Source organism: Paractinoplanes maris (genome assembly GCF_023544465.1).
Classification (GTDB): Bacteria; Actinomycetota; Actinomycetes; order Mycobacteriales; family Micromonosporaceae; genus Actinoplanes; species Actinoplanes maris.
In genome coordinates this window covers 124,169-149,863 of the sequence record NZ_JALPVL010000003.1, presented here as the reverse complement: position 1 = coordinate 149,863, position 25,695 = coordinate 124,169, and the positions used below count along the sequence as shown (strand labels likewise).

Genomic DNA, 25,695 nt, shown 5'->3' with positions numbered 1-25,695 from the left:
GAGGACCCGGCGGCCGGGCGGCTGAACCAGGGCGGACGGGCCGGTGGGATTCACAGCTTCACGGCTCCGCGGCGGCTCCGGACCAGGGCCACGAAGAAGGGGGCGCCCACGGCGGCCAGGACGATGCCCGTCTGCAGCTCGCCGGGGCTCACCACGACCCGGCCCAGGACATCGGCCAGCAGCAGCACCACGGCGCCGGCCAGGGCTGAGGCCGGGATCAGCCAGCGGTGGTCGGGACCGACGAGATAGCGGGCCACGTGCGGCACGATCAGGCCGAGGAAGCCGATCGGCCCACAGGCCGCCGTCGCGGCGCCGGCCAGCAGGACGATCGCGGCCACGCCGACCGCCCGGGCCGGCAGCACCCGCTGGCCCAGGGCCCGCGCCACCTCCTCGCCGAGGCCCAGCGCGTTGAGCGCCGGCGCGTTCACCATCGCCAGCAGCAATCCGGCGGCGATGAACGGTGCCACCTGGGCCGCCACCGTCGCGTCCCGGCCCGACAGCGAGCCGACCACCCAGAAGCGGAACACGTTGAGGCTGGCGTCGTCGGCCAGCAGGATCGACTGAGTGAACGACGCCAGCAGCGCGCTGATCGCCATGCCGGCCAGCGCCAGCGTCACCGGTGTCGGCCCGCCGCGGCGCCCCGACGCGATGCCGAAGACCGCCACGCTCGCCAGCAACGCCCCGGCGAAGGCGAACCAGATGTACCCCGTCAGCCCGCCCGTCCCGAGCTGGATCCCCAGGACGACGGCGAACGAGGCGCCCGCCGCGATGCCCAGCAGCCCGGGGTCGGCCAGTGGATTGCGGGTGTGCCCCTGCATCAACGCGCCCGCCGCGCCCAGAGCCGATCCGACGAGGACCCCGAGCACCGTACGGGGAAGTCGCAGTTCCCGGACGATCGCGGTGGCCGGCGCGGCCGGGTCGGGATCGGTCACCGCCTGCCACACCTCGGCCGGGCGCAGCCACTGCGCGCCGATCGCCAGGGACAGAGCGACGGCCACCACGACCGCGGCGGCGAGCCCGAGAAGGATGAGCGGCCGCCGGTCGGTCAGCACGGGCCGCGCGGTCGCCGTCATCCACCCTCCAAGAATTTCCGGGACCCGCGCCGAGAACAAAATGGCACGTCGGCAACACTCGTGCGGCCGGTCGATGGAAGGTTAGCCTTACCAATTATCGGGCCCCGCCTTGCCCCGTTGCCCGGGCGTCGCTTAGCTTAGCCTCACCTAACTTCGAGCGTGAGGCCTGACATGCCCTTTTCGATCCGATCCGTCCGCCGCCTCACCGCGGCCGGAGCCTCGCTGGTGGTGGGCCTGGCCCTCCTCAGCGGGTGCGGCGGCGACACCGACTCCGCGGCCGGCGAGCAGGGCGCGTCCACGAGTGCCGCGGCCTACCCGGTCACGCTGACCCACAAGCTGGGCACGGCCGAGGTCAAGGCCGCGCCGCAGCGCATCGTCGCGCTGTCCGACGCCGACCTCGACGCCCTGCTGACGCTCGGCGTGCAGCCGGTGGGCATCGCCGAGTCCTCGGGCGAGGGTGGCATCACCGCCTGGGCCAAGCCGCTGGTCACCGGCAAGCCGACCGTGCTGACCGCCGGCGACACCGGATTCGACATCGAGAAGATCGCGGCCCTCGCCCCCGACCTGATCCTGGCCGGCGGCGATTACTACATCGACGACGAGTACGCCAAGCTCAGCAAGCTGGCCCCCACCACCGCCTACGAGACCACCGGCGCCTTCGAGGACCCGTGGCAGACCACGCTCAAGCAGGTGGCCAAGGCGATCGGCCGGACCGCCGAGGCGGAACAGGTCATCACCGAGGTCGAGGGCAAGGTGGCCAAGGCCAAGACCGACAACCCGGAGCTGGCCAGCAAGCAGTTCACGCTCAGCCAGATGTGGGAGGCCGGCTCGATCGGCGTGCTGCGCTCCGACAAGGACGCCGGTGTGAAGATGCTCAACGACTTCGGCATGAAGCTCGCCCCCGGCGTCGCCGCGCTCAAGGGTGACGATTTCGCCGTGCAGCTCAGCCTGGAGAAGGTGGGTGTGCTCGACGCCGACACCACGCTCATCTACTACGCCGACAAGACGCTGCAGCCGACGCTCGAGGGCAACACGCTCTTCAAGAACCTCGGCTCGGTCAAGCGCGGCTCCTACAAGGCGCTGGCCGACGCCCAGTTCTCCGCGCTGCGCACGCCGACACCGCTGTCGGTGCAGTACATCATCGAGAACGTCCTGCCGACGATCTCGGAAGCCGCCAAGGCCGGAAGCTGACGGTGTCCACCCGCGAGGTGACGGACGGTCTCGCCGCGGCGGTGGTCGCGGCGGGGCCCCCACCGGCACCGATCCTGGAGCGCCCGTGGAGCGTTCGCGGGCTCACCGCCGACGATGCCGCACTGGTGAGCCGTTGGATGAGTGAACCGCACGTCGAGCGATTCTGGGAGCAGGCGTGGCCGGCGCGGCGGTGGGCCCAGGAGATCACCGGACAGCTGGGCGGCGACTTCTCCAGACCCTTCCTCATCTCGTACGAGGAGGAGCCGTTCGCCTACGTCGAGATCTACCGCACGCCGCGCGACGTGGTGGGGCTGCACTACGACGCCGATCCCTACGATCTGGGGCTGCACCTGGCGATCGGGGATGTCACCCGTACCGGAAAGGGTCTGGGGCGGGCGATGGTGCGCGCGATCGCGCACGGCCTGGCCCGCGCCGACCGGCGGACCCGCCGGCTGCTGGCCGATCCCGACGAACGGCACGCCATGGCTCGGCGGATGTTCGTGGGCGCCGGTTTCCGATTGATGAGCGTCAGCGATCTCGGTCACAAGCGGGCTGCGCTGCACGTTTACGAATTATCGCCTGACACGGAATAAAACATCTTTACTCGGTCGAAATCATAAGGTAAGCCTTACCTAACAAACGACCGGAGGACGCAGACAGATGACCGCACCCCTGAGCCTCGACCGCCTCCGCGGCGATGTGGCCGAGGTCCTCGCCGAGGAGCCCGGCAGCTTCGCCGACGATGACAACCTCCTCGATCGTGGCCTCGACTCCATCCGCCTCATGAGCCTCGCGACCCGGTGGCGTGAGGCCGGCAGTCAGGCCGGTTATCTCGAACTCGCCCAGGAGCCCACCATCAAGGCGTGGTGGACCCTGCTGGCCCCGGAGGAGAGCAAGTGAGCCCGACCGTGGAGAGCGCCGACGTCGTCGTCATCGGCGGCGGCCCGGGCGGTTCGACCGTCTCGACGCTGCTCGCCAAGCGCGGCCACCGCGTGGTGCTGCTGGAGAAGGAGACCTTCCCCCGCTACCAGATCGGTGAGTCGCTGCTGCCGTCCACTGTGCACGGCATCGGCCGGCTCCTCGGCGTGACCGAGGAGCTCGAGGCGGCCCAGTTCATGGTCAAGCGGGGCGGCAGCTTCCGCTGGGGATCCAACCCCGTGCCGTGGAACTTCCTGTTCGCGGTCGCTCCCGAGCTGAGCGGCCCCACGTCGTACGCGTATCAGGTCGAGCGCCTGAAGTTCGACGAGATCCTGCTGCGCAACGCCGCCCGCAACGGCGTCGACGTCCGCGAGAACGCCCCGGTCACCGAGGTCGTCGCGGACGACGACCGGGTTCGCGGGGTGCGCTACACCGACGAGGACGGCGGGCAACGCGAGATCCGGGCGACGTTCGTGGTCGACGCGTCGGGCAACCGCAGTCGCGTGCACCAGAACGTGCGGGGCGAGCGCATCTACTCCGACTTCTTCAAGAACATCGCGCTCTTCGGCTATTTCGAGGGCGGCAAACGCCTGCCCGCGCCGGACACCGGAAACATCCTGTGCGCCGCCTTCGACGAGGGCTGGATCTGGTACATCCCCCTCTCCGACACGCTCACCAGCGTCGGCGCGGTCATCTCGCGTGAGCACGCGGCCAAGCTGCAGGGTGACCAGGAGCAGGCGCTGCTCGGGTTCATCGACCGCTGCGCGATCGTCAAGGACTTCCTGGCCGGCGCGACCCGGGTCACCGAGGGCACGTACGGCGAGATCCGGACCCGCAAGGACTACTCCTACACCAACAGCACGTTCCACCGGCCCGGCATGGTGCTGGTCGGCGACGCCGCCTGCTTCATCGACCCGGTCTTCTCCACCGGCGTGCACCTGGCCACCTACTCCGGTCTGCTCGCCGCGCGCTCCATCAACAGCGTGCTCGCCGGTGATGTCACCGAGGACCGCGCGTTCGCGGAGTTCGAGGGCCGTTACCGCCGCGAGTACCGGGTGTTCTACGAGTTCCTCAGCGCCTTCTACGACATGCAGAGCGACGAGAGCTCGTATTTCTGGCGGGCCCGCAAGGTGACCAACTTCAACACCACCGACCTGGAAGCGTTCGTCAGCCTCGTCGGCGGCGTCCACTCGGGCGAGCAGGCGCTGACCCAGGCCCGGAAGTCGTCCGGTGCGCTCGCCGACGCCGTCGAGCGCACCGGCGACATGCAGACCGAGTCCGGCGAGCGGATGCACCACCTGTTCGGCACGCCGGTCGTGCGCGAGGTCATGCAGGAGATGAACAACATCCAGGTACGCGGCATCCGCGGCGCCGACGCCAAGGAACTGCCGCTGCTCGACAACGGCTTGGTGCCGGGGCCGGACGGACTGTCCTGGATGGATCCGTCGGTGACTGCGGCACCGGTTCTCGAGGAGGCCAAGTGAGCACGAACCCGTTCGAGGACGAGGACGGCCGCTATCTGGTGCTGGTCAACGACGAGGGCCAGCACTCGCTCTGGCCGGCCTTCGCCGACGTCCCGGCCGGCTGGACGGTCGCGTTCGGCGAGGACTCCCGGGCCGCCTGCCTGGAGTACGTCGAGAAGAACTGGACCGATCTGCGGCCCAAGAGCCTGATCGAGCAGATGAACGGCTGACCCAGCCTCTCCGAGCACCAACCGTGGACCGCCGCGCCGTGACCCGGCGCGGCGCGATCCGCCCTGCGCGCCACCAGGAGCAGCACGTGCCCGACCGACTCGAACTCTCCGCGGCTCAGGCCGGGGTCTGGTATGCCCAGCACCTCGACCCGGGACCGGCATACACCACGGCGGCCTGCGTGGACCTCGACGGCGAGGTCGACCCGGAGCTGTTCGAGCGGGCCCTGCGACAGGTAATCAACGAGGCGGCGCCACTGCGGGCCCGGTTCGGCGGCCACGACGGGTCGCCGTACCAGGAGATCGCCGACGATCCCGGGTGGCGGCTGGAAAGGCTGGAACTCGACGACGACGCGGCCGAGCGGTGGATGCACGACGAGCTCGCCCGGCCGATCGACCTGACGACCGGGCCGGTCTTCGCCGAGGCCCTGATCCGGCGCGGGCCGGGACGCTGGACGTGGTACCAGCGCTGTCATCACATCGTCATGGACGCCTACACGTCGGCGCTGGTGGCGCAGCGGCTCGCGACCGTCTACAGCGCTCTGGCCGCCGGGGCGGAACCGAAGGCGAACCCGTTCGGCACCCTCGACGACGTGGTGGCCGAGGACGCGGCCTACCGGACCTCGGCCGGCTACGAGGCGGATCGGGAGTTCTGGCGGGCTCGGCTGGCCGGGGCCGAAGTGGCCGACCTGGCCACCGGCCCGACCCGGCCCAGCGCCTCGTTCCTGCGGCACCGCGTGACTCTGCCGGCCGAGGTCGGGCGCGGGCTGACCGCGACCGGCCAGGAAGCGGCGGCCACCCGGGTCGAGGCTGTGCTCGCGGCGACGGCCCTGTATCTGCACCGGATCACCGGCACCGACGAGGTCGTGCTGGGCCTGCCGATGATGGGACGGCTGGGCTCGGTGGCCGCGCGGGTGCCAGTCACCGCGGTCAACGTGCTGCCGCTGCGCATCGCGGTGTCGCCTGTGGACACGGTGGCGGCACTGATCCAGCGGGTCGCCCGGGAGGTTCGCTCGATCCGGCCGCACCAGCGGTATCGCGGCGAGGACATCCGGCGCGACCTAGGACTGATCGGCGGCGACCGGCGTCTCGTGGGGGCGTGGGTCAACATCAAGCCGTTCGGCGCGACGCTCGGCTTCGGGCCGGTGGTGGGAACGCCGCGTTACATCTCGGCCGGGCCGGTCGACGACCTGTCCATCACGCTCGACGACCGCGGCGGCGACGTCCTGGAGCTCGTGCTCGACGCGAATCCGGCCCGCTACGACGAATCCGCGCTCGCCGGGCACGCCCAGCGCCTGGCCGGGCTGCTCGGCACGGTGGCCGGCACCGACGTCGCCACACCGACCGGGCGGCTCGGACTGCGGGACAAGCCCTTCCCGTACGACACCACGCGCGCCCTGCCCCAGCGGGGGTTCACCGACTTGTGGCTGGCGCAGGCCCGCCGTACGCCGGAAGCTCTTGCCCTGGCCGTGCCGGGCGGCGTGACCCTGACGTATGCGGAGCTGGCCGGACGGGTCGAGGAGCTGGCGGGTGTGCTCACCGTGCGCGGCGTGCGGCCGGGACAGATCGTGGCCGTGCGGTTGCCGCGCACGGCCGAGCTGCTCGTCGCTCTGCTGGCGGTGCAACGGATCGGCGCCACCTATCTGCCGCTCGACCCCGACTTCCCGGCCGACCGACTGGCCTGGATGCTCGCCGACAGCGCACCGGCCCTGCTTCTCACCAACTCGCCAACGGACGGAGAGATGCCGGTCCTCCGGCTCGACGAGCCGCTGCCCGCCGCTTCGGCGCCGGTTCCGGTTCCGGTTCACCACGGGGATGCGGCGGCCTACGTGCTCTACACGAGCGGATCGACCGGCCGGCCGAAGGGCGTCGTGGTCACCCGCCGGAACCTCGTCAACTTTCTGCTCGCCCTGCGCGAGGAGGTGCCGCTGGGACCCGACGACCGGCTTCTGGCCGTCACCACGGTCAGTTTCGACATCTCGGGGCTGGAGCTCTATCTGCCGCTGCTCTGCGGGGCGGCAGTGGTGCTCGCGGCGAAAGAGGCGGTGCAGGATCCGGAGGTGCTGGCCGGACTCGTACGGGAAACCGGCGCGACCGTCGTGCAGGCCACGCCGACGCTGTGGCAGGCGCTGCTCGAGGCGCCGGGCGGTGACCTGGCGCTGACCGGGCTGCGGGTGCTCGTCGGAGGGGAGGCGTTGCCGCCGGATCTGGCGCTCTCGCTGCGACGGTCGGCGACGTCGGTGACCAACCTCTATGGACCGACCGAGACGACGATCTGGTCGACCGTGTCCGAGGTCGGGACCGGCGCGGTCACGGTGGGGCAGCCGATCTGGAACACGCGGGCCTACGTTCTCGACGCGGCGCTGCGACCGGTGCCGGACGGGTTCGCGGGCGAGCTCTATCTGGGCGGAGCCGGAGTCGCGCGGGGCTATCTGAACCGGGCCGGGCTGACCGCGACCCGGTTCGTCGCCGACCCGTTCCAGCCCGGCGAGCGCATGTATCGCACGGGTGACCTCGCGCGCCGGTTGCCGGACGGGGATTTCGACGTGCTCGGCCGGGTCGACCAGCAGGTGAAGCTGCGCGGCTTCCGGATCGAGCTCGGTGAGGTCGAGGCCGTGCTGGCCGCCGCGCCGGGAGTCGTGCGGGCGGTCGCCGTCGTGCGGGAGGACCGCCCGGGGGACCGGCGCCTGGTGGCGTACGTCGTGGGGACGACCGACGGACTGCGCGAGCGGGCCGCGGCCGAACTGCCGGACTACATGGTGCCGGCCGCGATCGTCGCGCTGGACGAGTTGCCGGCGACGCCGAACGGCAAGCTCGACCGGAACGCCCTGCCCGAGCCCGCGTACGCCGCCGTGGCCCCGGAAACGGCCCGGAGCCTGCCCGAGGAGCTGCTCGCCGGCGTCTTCGCGGAGGTGCTCGGGGTGCCGTCGGTGGGGCGGCGGGAGGACTTCTTCGCGCTCGGCGGGCATTCGCTGCTGGCGGCCCGCGTCGCGGCGCGCGTGCGCACGATTCTCGGCGTCGACCTGACGCTGCGGGACGTCTTCGACGCGCCCACCGTGGCGAGCCTGGCGGAGCGCCTGTCCTCCGCGCGGGGGCATGCGCGCCCGAGGATCTCGCCGTCGAGTGGCGACGCGCTCTCCCACGCGCAGCGGCGGCTGTGGTTCCTGTCCCGGCTCGACGGGCCGGATGCGACGTACAACCTGCCGCTGGCCCTGGACCTGCGCGGGTCGCTCGACGTGGACGCCTTGCGGGCGGCGCTGAACGACCTGGTGGCCCGGCACGAGCCGCTGCGCACGATCCTCGCCTCCCGGGACGGGACGCCGTATGCGGTGCTGCGGCCGGCTTCCGTTGCGCTGTCGGTCGGCGGGGACCTCGAGACGGCCGTCCGGCAGCCCTTCGACCTCGCTTCCGAGGCGCCGCTGCGGGCGCACCTGTTCAGCGACGGGTCCGACCGGCATGTGCTGCTGCTGGTGGTGCACCACATCGCGGGGGACGAGTGGTCGCTCACGCCGATGCTCGGCGACCTCGCCACGGCTTACGCGGCGCGGATCGAGGGCTCGGCGCCGGCCTGGCCGCCGCTTCCCGTGCGCTACACCGATTACGCCGCCTGGCACAACGCCCTGCCGGTGGGGGAGGACGTCGCGTTCTGGCGGGAGGCGCTCGACGGCGCGCCGGCGGTGTTGCCGCTCCCGGCCGATCGCCCGCGGCCCGCGGTGGCCTCGTCGGCCGGTGGGGTGGTCCGCTTCCCGCTTCCGGCCGGTCTCGCCGAGGGGCTGCGGGCGGTCGCCCGGTCGTACGGGGTCACGGTCTTCATGACGGTGCAGGCCGCCGTGGCCGCGTTGCTGAGCCGGCTCGGGGCGGGCGACGACATCCCGCTCGGGACCCCGGTCGCGGGCCGGGGCGAGGACGTGCTCGACCGGCTCGTCGGCTTCTTCGTCAACACGGTGGTGCTCCGGACCGACGTGTCGGGTGATCCGACGTTCGGTGAGCTGCTGAGCCGGGTGCGGGCCACGGATCTGGCCGCGCTCGCGCATCAGGAGCTGCCGTTCGAGCGGCTCGTGGAGGAGCTGAACCCCGAGCGGTCGCTGGCTCATTCGCCGCTGTTCCAGGTGATGGTGTCGTATCAGGCCGAGCTGCCCGCGGTGGCCGGGTTCCCGGGCCTGGAAGCCACGCCGCGGCTGGTGGACACCGGGACCGCCAAGTTCGACCTCACCTTCGACGTCGCCGAGCGTGACGGCGGGCTGGTCGGCAGCCTCGAATACCGCGCCGATCTGTTCGACGCGAGCACCGCCTCGGCGCTGGCCGCGCGTTTTGTGCGCTTGCTGGAGGCGGTCACGGCTGCGCCGGACCGCCCGATCGGCTCGGTCGATCTGCTTACTCCGGCCGAACATGCGGCTTCCCACGGCGTACGGCGTGAGGTGCCACCCCGCGCACTCGGAGCGCTCTTCGCCGAGCAGGTGGCGGCGCGCCCCGCTGCGGTGGCGGTCGAGGACGGCGACCGCTGCCTGACGTACGCCGAACTGGACGCCCTCGCCAACCGGCTGGCCCATCGCCTCATCGACGCCGGCGCTGCCCCGTCACGGGTGGTCGGTGTGCATCTGCCGCGCTCGGCCGACCTGGTCGTCGCGTTGCTGGCCGTCGCCAAGGCCGGCGCGACCTATCTGCCGCTCGACGTGCACCACCCGGCCGACCGGATCAGCCACCAGCTCGCCGACGCCGGTGCAGAAGTCATGATCGTCGGGGGTGTCCACCGCCTCCCCCGCCCGCCCTGGGGTCTCGACCCTACGCTTCCGCAAGAGGCGGCGGAGGAGCCTGTGGACAACGTGCGGGCTGTCCACATCTCGGATCTCGGGGACGATGCCACCGACCCCGGCGTGGTAGTGGATCCGGCATCGGCGGCCTACATCATCTACACGTCGGGGTCGACCGGGCGTCCCAAGGGTGTCGTGGTGCCGCACACCGGGCTGGCCGGGCTGGTCGAAAGTGTGCGACTTGTCGTGGGGGCGGGTCCGGAGACGCGCGCCGCGCAGTTCGTGTCACCGGCGGTGGATGTGGCGTTCAGCGAGCTGGCCACGACGATCCTCTCCGGGGGGACGCTCGTGATCGTGCCCGAGGAGGCCCGGCTCGGCCCAGCCCTCGGCGAGTTCGTCACCACTGCGCGGCTCACTCACGTCGACCTGCCGCCGGCGTTGCTCGCGGCTCTGCCCACATCAGCCATCCCCGCCGGCGTAACGATCACGATCGGCGGCGAGGCGACCAGCGCCGGCGAGGTAGCCCGCTGGCGGCAGGGCCGCCGTCTCGTCAACGCCTACGGGCCGACCGAGGCCACTGTGACCGCAACGAGCTGGATCGTTCCAGCCGACCCCGCTGGCAGCTGGATCGTTCCAGCCGACCCGGCTGAGCCCACGGCCGGCGGAATCGTTCCAGAGGATCTGACTGAGCCCACGGGTGGCGGGATCGCTCCAGCCGGTCCTGCGGACGGCCAGCCGCTCGACTTGGGCGTCCTCATCGGGCGTCCGGAGCTGAACCGCACCGCGTATGTTCTCGACCAGCGCCTCCGACCGCTTCCGCCCGGTGTGCCCGGCGAGCTCTATCTGGGTGGCGGCCTCGCCCACGGTTACCTCGGGCGACCGGCTCTGACCGCCGAGAGATTCGTCGCCGATCCGTTCGGCACGGCGGGCGCTCGCCTTTATCGCACCGGTGACCTGGTCCGTCGCACTTCCACGGGCGAGATCGAGTTCCTCGGCCGCACCGACGACCAGGTGCAGATCCGCGGTTTCCGCGTGGAGCCGGCTGAGATCGAAGCCGTCTTCGCCGCACACCCGGCCGTCGCCCAGGCGGCGGTGGTCGCCCGGACCAACCCGGTCGATCCGGTCGGGAGCCAGGCGAGCCAGGTCTGCGGCGATGGTGGCGCCCAGGGAATGCCTCGTGCGGCATTTGTGGGCAGCGCACCTGTGGACAGTGCACCTGTGGACAGTGCACCTGTGGACAGTGCACCCGTGAACAGCGCACCTGTGGACAGCGCGCCTGTGGGCAGTGCGTCTCTGGATGGACGTGTGCGGCTGGTTGCTTATGTGGTTACCCGCAGCCGCGTGACTGTTGAGGTGCTCCGGGCGCACGCGGCGGCTGCTCTGCCGGGGGCGTTGGTGCCGGCGGCGATTGTGCTGGTGGATGAGCTTCCGCTGACGGCTGGTGGAAAAGTTGATCGGCTGGCGTTGCCTGAGCCGCCGGCCGCTACGTCGATCGGGGCGGTGGATCGGCCCGCCACGGCTGTTGAGGCGTCTTTGGCTGAGCTGGTCGCGCGGCTGTTGGGGATCGAGCCGGCTGCGGTGGGGCGGCACGACGGGTTCTTCGCGCTTGGCGGGGACAGCATTCTCTCCATCCAGTTGGTTTCCCGGGCTCGGGCCGCGGGGCTGCGGATCACTCCGCGGCAGGTGTTCGAGCACCAGAGCGTGGCCGAGCTCGCGCTGGTCGCCGAGACCGCCGGTGAGCCGGTCGTCGAGGGTGAGGACGCAACCGGGATCGTGCCGGAGACGCCGATCGTTGCCTGGCTGCGGGAGCTCGACGCACCGATCGACCGGTATTCGCAGGCACTTCTCCTCCGTACGCCGGAAGGGCTTGACCTGCCCGAACTGAACCGGGTGCTCCGGGAAGCGGTGGCGCCTCACCCTCTCCTGCGCGCCCGGCTGGTTCCGTCGGGCGGTCGCTGGACCCTTGACGTGCCGCCGGTTCCGAGCGCCACCTCGGCGAACTTGGCGCCCCACCGGGAACCGGCGGATCTGCCGCCCCACCGGGAACCGGCGGATTTGCCGCCCCACCCGGAAGCTGCCCCGAGCGGGCTGGCGGCTTCGGTGGAGGTGCCGTTGCGGGTGGTGGATGCCCATGGGCGTGACCTGGTCGAACTTGTCGCGGCTGAGCGGGAAGCGGCGGCCGACCGGCTGGACCCGGCCAAAGGCGTGATGCTTCAGGCGGTTTGGTTCGACTGTGGTGATGCCTGTGGACGACTCTTGCTCGTCGCTCATCACCTGGTTGTGGATGGTGTGTCCTGGCGCATTCTGGCCGAGGACGTGGCCGCGGCGGCGCGCGGGGAACAACCGCAGCGGGAAGGGACATCGTTCCGGTCTTGGGCCCGGGGGCTGTGGACGGCCGTGCCGGTTGTGGACAGCGAGCTGTGGACGAACACGCCGGCTGGGCCGGTCACCCGGCTCGGCGGGCCGGAGCTCGACCCCGCGCGGGACACGGCAGGCACGCTTGAGCGGCTCACGGTCACGGTGGATGCCTCGATCACCGTGCCGCTTCTCACTACTGTTCCGGAAACGTTCCGGGCGGGTGTGCAGGAGGTTCTCGTCGCGGGGCTGGCCCTTGCTCTGGCGCGGCGGGCGGGGGAGCCGCTCATCGCGCTCGAAGGGCACGGACGCGAGGAGCAACTCGTTGCGGGCGCCGACCTGGTGCGCACGCTTGGTTGGTTCACCAGCGAATATCCGGTGCGGTTGCCGGCCGCTGATGGTGGGCCGGCGGCGGTATTACGCGGAGTCAAGCAACGGCTGCGGGCCATCCCGGACGGGGGCGTCGGGTACGGGTTGCTGCGGTATCTCGGTGAGCCGGGAACCCTGGCCGACGCCGAGCCGGACGTGCTCTTCAACTACCTCGGGCGATTCACCGGGGCGGACGGCAGCGATTGGGGTATCGCGCCGGAGCTTCCGGCCGCACACGCCGTGGCTGAGCCGGCCATGCCTGTCCGGCATCGCGTCGCTATCGACGTGGCGGCTGTGGACAGCGCGGACGGGACAGTTCTGCGCGCGACCTTCGGCTACCCGGCCGGGGCGATCGGCGAGTCCGACGTACGGCGTCTGGCCGACGACTGGCTGGCCGCGCTGGTCGCCCTGCGCGCCGCCGCCCTCGATCCCGGCGCCGGCGCGCTGACGGCCGCCGATGTCCCACTCGCCGGTCTCACAGACGGCGAGCTGGCCGAACTGAACGCCGTTTTCGCCGACGGCGAGTCTGCGGGATCGGGCGGTGGACTGGTCGACGTGCTGCCGCTGTCGCCTTTGCAGGAAGGGCTTTTCTATCTCGCCGGGCTTGATGAGGGCACCGACGTCTACACCGTTCAGCAGGTCTTCACGCTGACCGGGCCGGTCGACCCCGACCGTTTGCGGGCCGCGGCGACCAGCCTGCTCGACCGCTATCCCAACCTGCGCGGCGGTTTCGCCCGCACCAGCACTGGCCGCGCCGTTCAAGCCATCCCGGCCTCCGTCCGCATTCCCTTCGCCGAGGCCGAGCCGGTCGCTGACGACGACGCCTTCGCGCGGCTGCTCGACGAAGAGCGGACCCGCCGCTTCGACCTGACCGCGCCGCCGCTGCTGCGGTTCGTGCTGGCCGAGCTGGGCGACGAGCACCGCCTCGTCCTCACCCAGCATCACCTCTTGATGGACGGCTGGTCGGGGCCGCTCGCAATGCGCGACCTGTTCGGCTTCTACGCCGGTTCGGCCGGCGTCGCCCCGCGCCCCTACCGTGACCATCTGGCCTGGCTCGCCACCCAGGACCGCGATGCGAGCGAGCGGGTCTGGCGTGACGCCCTCGCCGGCCTGGAGGAGCCCACCCTGGTCAACCCGGGCGCGCCCGGCACCGCCGTGCTGCCGCGAGTTGTCGAAAGAGTTCTCGACGAGCCGGCGACCGATCGGCTCACCCGGGCCGCCCGGAGCCACGGCCTCACGCTCAACACCGTCGTTCAGGGCGCCTGGGCCCTGCTGCTGGCCGAGCTCACCGGCCGCGACGACGTGGTTTTCGGGGCGACCGTGAGTGGCCGCCCGGCCGCGCTGCCCGGCGTCGAGGACATGGTCGGCCTGTTCATCAACACCGTGCCGGTTCGTGTCCGCCTCGACCCGGCCGAGAGCTGGGTCGCCCTGCTGCACCGGGTGCAGCGGGAGCAGGCCGCCCTGCTGGATCACCAGTACGTCGGGCTGGCCGACATCCAGCGGCTGGCCGGGCTGGGCGATCTGTTCGACACGCTCACCGTCTTCGAGAGCTATCCGACCGGTACGGCGGTGCCGGCCGCCGGGGAGCTGTCGGTCAGCGGCGGCATCCCGGTCGACGCCACGCACTACCCGCTCAGCCTGGTCGTCGTGCCGCACGCGACGCTCCGGCTGCGTCTGGAGCACCGGCCTGACCTGTACGACGCCGAAGCGGCCGCCAAGCTGCTGTCGAGACTGCACGCCCTCCTGGATGCCTTCACCGCGACACCGTCGCTCACCCTCGCGGGTCTCCCGGTGGACGGGGCACAGCTTGCGGCCGAGACGGCCGGCCCGGTCGCGACCGGGACACTGCTCGACGAGTTCGACGCCACCGTGGCGCGCATGCCGGATGCGGTGGCCCTGCGGTTCGGCGCCGAGGCGTTGACCTACGCCGAGCTGGATGCCCGCGTGGACCGGCTGGCCCGGACGCTCGTGAGTCGGGGCGCCGGCCCGGAGAAGGTCGTCGCCGTGCTGGTTCCGCGCTCGACCGAGGCGGTGGTGGCGTGGTTGGCCGTGCTCCGGTCGGGTGCCATCTATCTGCCGATCGACGCCGGATATCCGCGGGAGCGCATCGACTACCTGCTCGAGGACGCCGCACCGGTCGTCGTGGTCACCCCCGGCCTGATCGGTGAGGAGACCGCGCTGCCGGACCGGTCGATCGATCCCCGCTCGGGCGCCTACCTCATCTACACGTCGGGGTCGACCGGGCGCCCCAAGGGTGTGGTCATCGAGCACCGCAGCCTGGCCAACCTGTTCGCCCACCACCGCGAGACGTTGATGGCGCCGATAGGCCGGCGGATCAGCGCCGCCCTCTCGGCCTCGCTCGTCTTCGACACCTCCTGGGAGGGCCTGCTCTGGCTCGTCGCCGGCCACGAGTTGCACCTGCTCGACGACGAGACCCGCCGCGACCCGCAGCTGTTCGCCGCCTATGTCGACGCCCACCGCATCGACTTCCTCGACGTCACCCCCTCCCTGGCCGCCCCGCTCGTCGCGGCCGGCCTGCTCGACGACGACGGCCGCCACCGCCCGGCGATGGTCGCGCTCGGCGGCGAGGCGGCCGACCCCCGCATCTGGACGGCCCTCCGCCGGGCGACCGGCACCGCCGGCCTCAACCTGTACGGCCCGACCGAGTGCACCGTCGACACGCTCCTGGCCCGGGTGGCCGACAGCGACACCCCGCTCGTCGGCCGTCCGATCGGCAACACCCGGGCGTACGTCCTGGACGGCTGGCTCCGGCCGGTGCTGCCCGGTGTCCCCGGCGAGCTCTATCTGGCCGGCGCCCAGGTGGGCCGCGGATACCAGGACCGGGCCGCGCTCACCTCGACCCGGTTCGTGGCCGACCCCTTCCGGAGCGGCGAGCGGATGTACCGCACCGGCGACGTCGTGCGGTGGACCGCCGACGACCGGCTCGAGTTCGTCGGGCGGTCCGACGACCAGGTGAAGATCCGTGGCTTCCGGGTCGAGCCGGGCGAGGTGGCGGCCGTTCTGGCCGAGCATCCCGGCGTCACCCGGGCGGTGGTCGTCGCCCACGAGGGGCGCCTGGTGGCGTACGTGGTCGGCCGCACCGACGGCCTGCGCGAGTGGGCCGCCGAGCGGCTTCCCGATCACCTCGTCCCGGCCGTGGTCATCACCCTCGACACGATCCCGACCACGGTGGCCGGCAAGACCGACCGCCGGGCCCTGCCCCAGCCCGATTTCAGCGAGCTCGCCGGCGCCGGCCTTCCCCGCACGCCCACCGAGGAGATCCTGGCCGGCCTGTTCGCCGAGGTGCTGCGGCTGGACACTGTCGGCAGCACGGACGACTTCTTCGCGCTGGGCGGTCATTCGCTGACCGTGACCGCCCTGGCCGCCCGGGTGCGCGCGGTCTTCGGCGTCCCCCTCGCCGTACGTACCGTCTTCGACGCGCCGACCGTGACCGCTCTCGCGTCGTATCTGGACGCCGGACCGCGGGCGAGCGGTCCCGAGCTGAGCGTGCGCGAGCGTCCCGATCCGCTGCCGTTGTCGCCCGCGCAGCACCGGCTCTGGCTGCACCACCAGCTCAACGGCCCCGGCCCGGAATACAACGTGGCGTTCGCCCTGCGGCTCACCGGCCGCCTGGACGTGCCCGCCCTGCGCGCGGCGCTCGACGACGTTCTCGAACGTCACGAGGGCTTGCGCACGGTCTTCCCGACCGTCGACGGCCGCCCGGTCCAGCGCATCCTGCCGGAGGTGCGCCCGCAGTGGCACGAGGGCGATCTCACCGAGGCCTCCCGTTACTGCTTCGATCTCGCCTCGGAGCTTCTGGTCCGGCCGCATCTGATCCGGTCCGGCGACGACGAGCACCTTCTGCTGCTGGTGCTGCACCACATCGTCACCGACGAGTGGTCGGAGGGCCGGCTCCTCGCCGACCTCGGCCTCGCCTACGGCGCGCGCAGCCGGGGCGCCGCTTCCGGGTGGGAGCCGTTGCCGGTCCAGTACGCCGATTACGCCCTGTGGCAGCACGAGCTCCTGGCCACGACACAGGACCGCCAGCTCGCGTTCTGGCGCGAGGCCCTCGCCGGTGCCCCGGCCGAGCTGGCCCTGCCCACCGATCGCCCGCGCCCGCCGGTCGCCTCGCACCGGGGCGGCATCGTCGGGTTCGAGCTGGACGGCGTCAGCCACCGCCGGCTGCGGGAACTGGCCCGGCGCACCGGAACCACGCCGTTCATGGTGGTCCAGGCGGCCCTGGCCGCGCTGCTCAGCCGGCTCGGCGCGGGCGACGACATCCCGCTCGGCAGCCCGGTCTCGGGCCGCCCCGACCAGCGCCTCGACCGGCTCGCCGGGTTCTTCGTCAACACTCTCGTGCTCCGGGTCGACGTCAGTGGTGACCCGGCGTTCGCCGACCTGCTGGCCCGGGTCCGCGCGACCGACCTGGCCGCCTTCGGTCACGCCGACGTGCCGTTCGACCGGGTCGTCGAGGCGGTCAACCCGGAGCGCTCGCTGGGCCGCAACCCGCTGTTCCAGGTGATGGTCGCGTTCCAGCACGTGCCGGCCGAGCACCCGGGACTGCCCGGGCTGACCACCGAGCCGCTGCCGATCGACACCGGTGTCGCCCAGTTCGACCTGGGCGTGGTGCTCACCGAGCAGGACGGCGTGGACGGGTTGCGCGGGGTCATCGAGTACGCCGCCGACCTCTTCGACGCGAGCAGCGCCGCCACCCTCGCCGAGCGGCTGACCCGGCTGCTGGCCGACGCGGTGACCACGCCCGAGCGGCGGGTGTCCGATCTGGACCTGTTCTCGGCGGCGGAGCGCAGTGGGCTGGCCGAGGGCTGGCAGGGCGTCCGGGCTCCCGGTGCGCCGAAGACCTTGCCCGAGCTCTTCGGCGAGCAGGTAGCCCGTACGCCGCAAGCAGTTGCCCTGGAGGACGGGACCCGCACGCTCACCTTCACGGAGCTGGACCGGCTGACCAACCGCCTCGCCCGCACCCTGATCGCCCGGGGCGCCGGACCCGACCGCCTCGTGATGGTGCTGCTGCCTCGCTCGGCCGACCTGTTCATCGCCGAGCTGGCCGTCAGCAAGGCCGGCGCCGCCTATCTGCCGGTCGACCCGGCCTACCCACCCGGGCGGATCGCGGCCCTCGCCGAGGACGCCACTCCGGCGCTGGTCGTCGCGCGGACGGGCGCCCCGGCCGGGATCCCGCTCGTGCGGCCGGACGAGCTCGCCGGCGACGACGCGCCCGTGGTTGTGGCCCTGCGGCCGGCCAACGCGGCGTACGTCATCTACACCTCCGGGTCGACCGGAAAGCCCAAAGGCGTCGTCGTTCCGCACGCGGGCCTGGCCGACCTGGCCGACACGTTCGCCGAGACCTGGCGGGCCGGTCCGGGCAGCCGGGTCGCCCAGTTCGCGTCGCCGAGCTTCGACGTCACGGTGGCCGAGCTGGCGGTGACTCTGCTGCGCGGCGCGACGCTGGTTGTCACGCCCGAGGAACGGCGCCTCGGGGAGCCCTTCGCCGACTTCGTCCGGGAGCAGGGGATCACGCACTTCGCGTTGCCGCCGGCGGCTCTCGGGGCGGTGCCGTCGGTGCCGGATGGCGTGACTGTGGTGGTCGGCGCGGACCGGTTGCCGCCCGCTCTGGTCGAGCGCTGGGCACCGACCCATCGCCTCCTGAACGCGTACGGGCCGACCGAGGCCACGGTCAACTCGACCTACTGGGAGTGCGTGGCCGGCGCGCCGGTGCTGATCGGCCGGCCGGACCGCAACAAGCGGGCCTACGTCCTCGACGCCCGTCTGCGTCCGGTGCCCCCCGGCGTTGCCGGCGAGCTGTATCTGGCCGGGGCCGGGGTCGCCCGCGGCTATCTGGGCCGGCCGGCGCTGACCGCCGACCGGTTCGTCGCCGACCCGTACGGTCCCTCGGGCGCCACCATGTACCGGACCGGCGACGTCGTGCGCCGCGCCGGCGACGGCCGGCTCGAGTTCCTCGGGCGGTCCGACGACCAGGTGAAGATCCGCGGTTTCCGGATCGAGCCGGGTGAGGTCGCCGCCATTCTGGCCGAGCACCCGCGGGTGCGCCACGCCTACGTCGTCGCCCGGGACGGCCGGCTCCTCGGCTACGTCGAGGGTGAGGTGGACGGCGCCGCCCTGACCGCGTTCGCCGCCGCGAGGGTGCCCGGCTACCTCGTCCCGGCCGCGGTCGTGGTGCTGGAGGCGTTGCCGCGCAACGCGAGCGGCAAGGTGGATCGGGCCGCCCTGCCGGACCCGGTGGTGGAGCGGACGACCGAGCGCCCGGCCACCGCGGTGCAGGAGCTGCTCGCCGGGTTGTTCGGCGAGGTGCTCGGCCTCGACCAGGTCGGCGTGGACGAGGGCTTCTTCGCGCTCGGCGGCGACAGCATCGTGGCACTGCAACTGGTGTCCCGGGCCCGGGCCGCCGGCCTCGAGCTGTCGGCCCGCCAGGTCTTCGAGCACCAGACGGTGGCCGCCCTCGCCGCGGCAGCCGGAACAGCGGCGGCGACCAGGAGCGGGCCGGTGGACGATGCGGTCGGCGCGGTGCCGATCACGCCGATCGTGGGCTGGCTGCGGTCGCTGAACGCGCCGATCGAGACCTTCAACCTGTCGTTGCTGCTGCGCACCCCGGCCGGCCTGCGGCACGAAGTCCTGACCGCGGCCCTGCAGGCGGTGCTGGACCGGCACGACGCGCTGCGCGCCCGCTGGACCGCCGACGGGTTGGTCGTCCCGGCGCCGGGTGCGGTCACCGCGGCCGTCCGGCGCGGTGACGGCGACCTGCACGAGGAACACGCAGCCGCCGTCCGCCGCCTCGACCCCGCCGGTGGCGTGATGCTGCAGGCGGTCTGGTTCCCGGCGCGGCGTGAGCTGCTGCTGGTCGGTCACCATCTGGTGGTCGACGGCGTCTCGTGGCGCATCCTGGCCGGCGACCTGGCCCTGGCCACCGACCGGATCGCGCGCGGGCTCCCGGCCGGCTTGCCGCCGGTGGGGACGTCGTTGCGGGGCTGGGCCCGGGCGCTGGCCGCGGTGGACCGGTCGGCCGAGTTGCCCTACTGGCTCTCGGTGGTCGGCGGGCCCGCCCCGCGAGCGGGGAATCACACCGTGGCGAACCTCCGGAAGCACACGTTCACTCTCGACGCCGAGCGCACCCGGCCGCTGCTCACCACGGTTCCCGAGGCGTTCCACGCGGGCGTCCAGGACGTGCTGCTGACCGGGCTGGCACTGGCCCTGCGGGCCTGGCGGCCCACGCAGGACGTGCTGGTGCGCCTGGAGGGCCACGGACGGGCGGAGCACCTGGTGCCCGGGGCGGACCTGACCCGTACGGTCGGCTGGTTCACCACCGAGTATCCGGTGCGCCTGGACCCGGGTGGCGACGACCCGGCGACCGCCCTCAAGCGGGTCAAGGAGCAGCTGCGAGCGGTGCCGGACAACGGCATCGGGTACGGCGTGCTGCGCTACCTGCGCGGTGAGGACCGCCTCGCGGCCGCGCCGGAGATCCTGTTCAACTATCTCGGGCGGCTGGCCGGCGGCGGTGAGGCGGACTGGACCGCCGCACCGGGCAACGACTCGCTCGGCGACGGGCTCGACCCCTCGTTCCCGGCCGGGCAGGCGCTGGAGATCAACGCCGCCACCACCGACCGGTCGGCCGGGCCGTCGCTGAGCGTCGAGATGTCCTACGTGGACGGCCTGCTGACCGCCGCCGACGTGGTCTCGCTCGGTGAGAGCTGGGCCGCCGCGCTCGACCGGCTGCGCACGGCGAGCGGCGGCCACACCCCATCCGACCTTCTGGTGACCCTCGGCCAGGACGAGATCGACGAGTTCGAGGACGAGTGGAGGCTTCTGTGACCAGCCCGGGCGGACTGCAGGACATCCTGCCCCTGTCGCCGTTGCAGGAGGGTCTCTACTTCCTCTCCGCGTATGCCGGCGACGCCGACGTCTACGTCGTGCAGCAGGTGCTGACCCTGGACGGCGACCTCGACGCGATCCGGTTGCGGGCCGCGGCGCAGGCCGTGCTCGACGCGCACGCCAACCTCCGGGCCGCGTTCCGGCCCCGCAAGGCCGGGCAACCCGTGCAGCTCGTCCCGGCCGCGCTGCCGGTCTCGTTCACCGAGGTCGACCTGGCCGACCGGCCGGCCGACGCCGACGCCGACGCCGACGCCGACGCCGACGCCGACGCCGTGGCCGAGGCCGAGCGCCGCCGCCCGTTCGACCTCGCGAAGCCGCCGCTGCTGCGCTGGACGCTGCTGCGTCTCGGCCCGTCCCGGCACCGCCTGGTGCTGACCGCCCATCACATCCTGCTCGACGGGTGGTCGGCGCCCCTGCTCGTCCGGGATCTGCTGACCCGCTACGCCGGGATCGAGCCACCGCGATCGCGTCCCTACAAGGACTATCTGACCTGGCTGGCCGGGCAGGACCGGGAAGCGTCCCGGCGGGCCTGGCGGGAAGCGCTCGCCGGGCTCGAGGAGGCGACCCTGCTGGGCGGGACGGCCACCGCTGTCCCCGGAACCGTCGAGCGGACAGTCGACGGTGCCCGGCTGCTGGAGACAGCGCGCGCCCGCGGGGTCACCGTCAACACGGTCGTGCAGGGCGCGTTCGCGCTCGTGCTGGCCGAGCTGACCGGTCGCGACGACATCGTCTTCGGCGCCACGGTCAGCGGTCGCCCGGCCGCGCTGCCCGGCGTCGAGGACATGATCGGCCTCTTCATCAACACCCTTCCCGTACGGGTGCGGCCGCGCCCCACCGACACCTGGGCCGCCTATCTGGCCCGGATCCAGGCCGAACAGGCCGCGCTGCTGGACCATCAGCACCTCGGGCTGGCCGCCGTCCAGCGCGAGGCCGGGATCGGGCCGCTCTTCGACGCCCTGCTGGTCTTCGAGAGCTACCCGCTCGACAGCGACGGCCTGCGGGCGCTGGAGGACGCGGCCGGGCTGCGGCTGGCCGAGGTGACCGGCAGCGACGCCACGCACTACCCGCTCACCGTGACCGTCGTGCCGGGTGACGATCTGGTGCTGGGCGCCGAGTTCCGGGCCGATGTGCTGGACCGCGACGCCGCCGTCGGGGTGCTGAACCGGATCGCCGCGCTCCTCGACGCCTTCACGGCCGATCCGGACGGACGGCTGGCCCGGATTCCCGGGGCTGAGCTGCCCGCGGCGAGCGAGACCGTCCTGCCCGTGCCGCCCGGTCTGCTGCTCGACGAGTTCGACGCCACCGTGCGGCGGATGCCGCTTGCGGTCGCCCTCCGGTTCGGCGACAGCGTCCTGACGTACGCCGAACTGGCCGCCCGCGCCGACCGCCTGGCCCGGGTCCTGGTCGACCGCGGTGCCGGCCCCGAGAAGGTCGTCGCCGTGCTGATGCCGCGCACCGGGGCGGCCGTGGTGGCGTGGCTGGCCGCCCTGCGGTCCGGCGCCATCTATCTGCCGATCGACGCCGGCTATCCACGGGAGCGCATCGACTACCTGCTGGCCGACGCCACCCCGGTCGTGGTGGTCACGCCCGAGCTCCTCGACGAGCAGGCCGAGGCTGTCCCGGCCGGCCCGGGGATCGATCCCCGGTCGGGTGCCTACCTGATCTACACGTCCGGCTCGACCGGGCGTCCCAAGGGTGTGGTCATCGAGCACCGCAGCCTGGCCAACCTGTTCCACCACCACCGCGAGCGGGTGATCCGCCCGGCCGCGGCCGGCCGCCGGACCCGGGTGGCACTGTCCGCGGCGACCGTCTTCGACACGTCGTGGGAGGGCGTGCTCTGGATGGTCGCCGGGCACGAGCTGCACCTGCTCGACGACGAGACCCGCCGCGACGCCGACCTGTTCGTCGCCTACGTCCGCGAGCACGGCATCGACGCCCTCGACGTCACCCCGTCGCTGGGCCAGGAACTGGTCGGCGCCGGGCTCCTCGACGGACCGTCCGCGCCGGCCCTGGTCATGCTGGGCGGCGAGGCGACCGGACCGGCCCTGTGGTCGGCGCTGCGCGCCGCGCCCCGGTCGGCCGGCGTCAACCTCTACGGCCCCACCGAATGCGCCGTCGACACCCTGATGGCGTGGGTCCGCGACAGCGAAGGCCCGCTGGTCGGGCGTCCGATCGGCAACACCCGGGCCTACGTCCTGGACGGCTGGCTGCGGCCGGTGGCGCCCGGCGTCCCGGGCGAGCTCTATCTCGCCGGTGCCCAGCTCGGCCGCGGTTACCGGGACCGGGCCGGGCTGACCGCCACCCGGTTCGTGGCCGACCCGTGGCAGCACGGCGAGCGCATGTACCGCACCGGCGACGTCGTGCGCTGGACCGCCGGCGACCAGCTGGAATTTGTCGGACGGTCCGACGATCAGGTGAAGATCCGCGGTTTTCGGGTGGAGCCGGGCGAGGTCGCCGCCGCGCTGGCCGAGCATCCGGAGGTCCGCCGGGCGGTGGTCGTGCCCCGGGACGGGCGCCTGGTCGCGTACGTCGTGGGCGGCGCCGGCGACCTGCGGGAGTGGGCCGCCGAGCGGCTGCCCGACCACCTCGTCCCGGCCGCGGTCGTGACGCTCGACCGCATCCCGGTCACCGTGGCCGGCAAGGTGGACCACCGCGCCCTGCCCGCACCGGATTTCGGCTCGCTCACCGGGACCGGCGCGCCGCGGACACCGGCCGAGCAGACCCTGGCCGCGCTCTTCGCCGAGGTGCTCGGTCTGCCCGCCGTCGGCGTCGAGGACAGCTTCTTCACGCTGGGCGGCGACAGCATCGTCTCGCTGCAGCTGGTGGCCCGCGCCCGCACGGCCGGGCTGCGGGTCACCCCGAGGCAGATCTTCGAGCTGCGTACGGTGTCCGCGCTCGCCGCCGTGGCGGTGCCCGCCGAGACCGCCCGCCCGGCGGCGGCCGGCGCCGGGATCGGCGACGTGCCGCTGACCCCGGCGCTGGCCTGGCTGCGCGACACCGGTCCCGCGACCGGCTACCGCCAATCCATGGAGCTGCGCGCGCCGGCCGACCTGACCCCCGAGCGCCTCGACGCCGTCGTCCGGGCCCTGCTCGACCGGCACGATCTGCTCCGGGCCACCTGGAACCCGGACCGGGGCCTGACCGTGCCGCCGGCCGGAACCGTCGAAGCCCGGTCGGCCGGTCCGCTGCGGGTGACGTGGGACGGCGACCGGGTACGGTTCGACATCCACCACAGCGTCGTCGACGGTGTGTCCTGGCGGATCCTGCTCGCCGACCTCGCCACCGCCTGGTCGGGGCAGCCGCTGCCGCCGGTCGGCACCTCCTTCCGCGAGTGGGCCCGGGCGCTCCCGATCGCCGACGAGACGGAACTGCCGTACTGGCGGGAAGTCCTGAGCGGCGAGCCCGAGCCGCCTCTCGGCGCCCGCCCGGTCGACCCCGGCCGGGACACGGTGGCCACCGCCCGTACGGTGACCGTGGAACTCGACGCCGAGCGGACCGCACCCCTGATCGGCCTGATCCCGGAGGCGTTCCACACCGGCGTCGCCGAGGTGCTGCTGACCGGGCTCGCGCAGGCCGTCACGGCTCGCACCGGCCGCGACAGCGTGCTCGTCGAGCTGGAGGGCCACGGCCGCGAGGAGCACCTCGTGCCCGGGGCCGACGTCTCGCGGACGGTCGGCTGGTTCACCACCGAATACCCGGTGCGCCTCGCCCCGGCCGGCGGGCTCAAGGCCGTCAAGGAACAGCTCCGGGCCGTCCCGGGTAACGGCGCCGGTTTCGGTCTGCTGCGCCGCCTCAACCCGGCCGGCATCGCGGCGCTGGCCCCCCTGACCGAGCCGCAGATCCTCGTCAACTACCTCGGCCGCTTCAGCACCGGCGACGACACCGCGGATCCGTGGAGCCCGATCGGCGGCCTCGGCGGGGAAGCCGATCCGGGGATGCCGCTGGCCCGCGCCCTCGAAGTCAACGCGTCGGTTCTGGACGGCCGTCTCGTGGCCGCCCTCACCTACCCCGAAGGTGTGCTCACCGAGGACGAGGTCCGCTCGCTGGCCGCCGACTGGTTCGCGGCCCTGGCCGATCTGCCCGTGACCGGTGGGCACACCCCGTCCGATCTGCTCCGGCCCGGCCTGACCCAGCACGAGATCGACGCCCTGGAACAGCGCCCGGGTGGCCTCGAGGACGTGTGGCCGCTGTCGCCGCTGCAGGAGGGCCTGGTGTTCCTGGCCGCGCTGGCCGACACCGTGGATCCCTATGTGGTGCAACAGGTTCTCGACCTCCGGGGCCCGATCGACGCCGCCCGGCTGCGCGCCGCCGGCCAAGCCCTGCTCGACCGCCATCCTGCCCTGCGGGCCGCCTTCGAGCCCGGTCCGGACGGCTCACCGCGCCAGGTTGTCGCCGCGCACGCCGAGCTGCCGTGGGCCGAGCTCGACCTGACCCCGGAAGCGTTCGAGGAGTTCGCCGCGGCCGACCGGGCCCGCCCGTTCGACCTCGCGGTGCCGCCCCTGCTGCGTCTCACCCTGGTCAAGCTGGGGGAGGAGCGGCACCGGCTGGTGCTCACCAACCATCACGTGCTGCTGGACGGCTGGTCGACGCCGCTGGCCGTGCGGGAGCTGGTCGACCTCTACGCCGGGCGGACCCTGCCCGCGCCCCGGCCGTATCAGGACTATCTGCGCTGGCTGGCCCGGGCCGACCGGGACGCCGCCGAGACGGCCTGGCAGGCGGCGCTGGCCGATCTCGACCAGCCGACCCTGGTCGCGCCGGGTGCGGGTGCGGTCCTCGACGCCCGGCCGGGCCGGGTCGAGCGGGACCTGCCGCGGGAGGTCACCGAACGGCTCACCGCGCTCGCCCGGGAACGGCAGGTCACGCTCAACACCGTCGTCCAGGCGGCCTGGGCCGTGCTGCTCGTGCAGCTCACCGGTCGTACCGATGTCGTCTTCGGCACGACCGTGTCGGGCCGGCCGGCTCAGGTGCCGGGCGTCGAGGACATGATCGGGTTCTTCATCAACACGCTGCCGGTGCGGGTGGTCCTCGACCCGGCCGAGAGCTGGGCGGCGCTGCTCGACCGGCTGCGCGACAGCCAGGCCGCCCTCCTGGACCACCAGCACCTGCCGCTCACCGACGTGCAGCGCCGGGCCGGCCTCGGCGAACTCTTCGACACGCTGACCATCTTCGAGAGCTACCCGCTCGACAGCGACGGCCTGCACGCGGCCACCGGCGAGGCGGGTCTGCGCATCGCCGACGTCACCGGCGACGACGCCCCGCACTACCCGCTCACCCTGGCCGTCGCGCCGGGCGAGCACCTGCGCCTCGGCCTGGCCTACCGCGCCGACGTCTTCGATCCGGCCGTGGCCGGGGACATCCTCGACCGGTACGGCGCGCTGCTCGCCGAACTGGCCGCCGCGCCCGGCGGAGCCGTGGGCCGCACCCTCGGAACGGCCGAGCCCACCGGGCC

The 25,695-nt window shown here is 72.9% G+C and carries 7 protein-coding genes and 1 pseudogene; 7 read left to right on the top strand and 1 reads right to left on the bottom strand.

Annotated elements, in window-relative coordinates:
* Positions 1-50: 50 nt before the first annotated feature.
* Positions 51-1,073, bottom strand: coding sequence for a FecCD family ABC transporter permease (locus NAG42_RS09375; RefSeq protein ID WP_250029488.1), 1,023 nt, complete (start codon positions 1,071-1,073; stop codon positions 51-53).
* A 171-nt stretch (positions 1,074-1,244) separates the two neighbouring features.
* Here NAG42_RS09375 and NAG42_RS09370 point away from each other — a divergent pair, with 171 nt between their 5' ends.
* From NAG42_RS09370 to NAG42_RS45480, 7 genes and pseudogenes are all read left to right on the top strand, one after another.
* Positions 1,245-2,264 (top strand): ABC transporter substrate-binding protein, encoded by a 1,020-nt coding sequence (locus NAG42_RS09370; RefSeq protein WP_250029486.1) that lies wholly within the window; start codon positions 1,245-1,247, stop codon positions 2,262-2,264.
* Between the two features lie 2 nt (positions 2,265-2,266).
* Complete coding sequence (locus NAG42_RS09365) at positions 2,267-2,857, top strand: GNAT family N-acetyltransferase (RefSeq protein ID WP_250029484.1); 591 nt, start codon at positions 2,267-2,269, stop codon at positions 2,855-2,857.
* A gap of 67 nt (positions 2,858-2,924) precedes the next feature.
* A complete protein-coding gene (locus NAG42_RS09360; protein WP_250029482.1) occupies positions 2,925-3,164 on the top strand; it encodes a phosphopantetheine-binding protein in 240 nt (79 codons plus the stop codon).
* Positions 3,161-4,666 (top strand): tryptophan 7-halogenase, encoded by a 1,506-nt coding sequence (locus NAG42_RS09355; RefSeq protein ID WP_250029480.1) that lies wholly within the window; start codon positions 3,161-3,163, stop codon positions 4,664-4,666. Before NAG42_RS09360 ends, NAG42_RS09355 begins: the two co-directional genes overlap by 4 nt.
* On the top strand, positions 4,663-4,875 hold the full coding sequence (locus tag NAG42_RS09350) for an MbtH family protein (protein ID WP_250029478.1): 213 nt from the start codon (positions 4,663-4,665) through the stop codon (positions 4,873-4,875). Before NAG42_RS09355 ends, NAG42_RS09350 begins: the two co-directional genes overlap by 4 nt.
* Positions 4,876-4,961: 86 nt before the next feature.
* Positions 4,962-20,186 (top strand): non-ribosomal peptide synthetase, encoded by a 15,225-nt coding sequence (locus NAG42_RS09345; protein ID WP_250029477.1) that lies wholly within the window; start codon positions 4,962-4,964, stop codon positions 20,184-20,186.
* Positions 20,171-25,648: pseudogene (locus NAG42_RS45480) on the top strand (amino acid adenylation domain-containing protein); the annotation flags it as partial. The gene NAG42_RS09345 and the pseudogene NAG42_RS45480, both read left to right, overlap by 16 nt.
* Positions 25,649-25,695 lie beyond the last annotated feature (47 nt).

What these genes read in the sequence shown, in the direction of transcription:
- NAG42_RS09375 (WP_250029488.1), bottom strand. Translation starts at nt 1,073, where the DNA reads ATGACGGCGACCGCGCGGCCCGTGCTGACCGACCGGCGGCCGCTCATC.
- NAG42_RS09370 (WP_250029486.1), top strand. Translation starts at nt 1,245, where the DNA reads ATGCCCTTTTCGATCCGATCCGTCCGCCGCCTCACCGCGGCCGGAGCC.
- NAG42_RS09360 (WP_250029482.1), top strand. Translation starts at nt 2,925, where the DNA reads ATGACCGCACCCCTGAGCCTCGACCGCCTCCGCGGCGATGTGGCCGAG.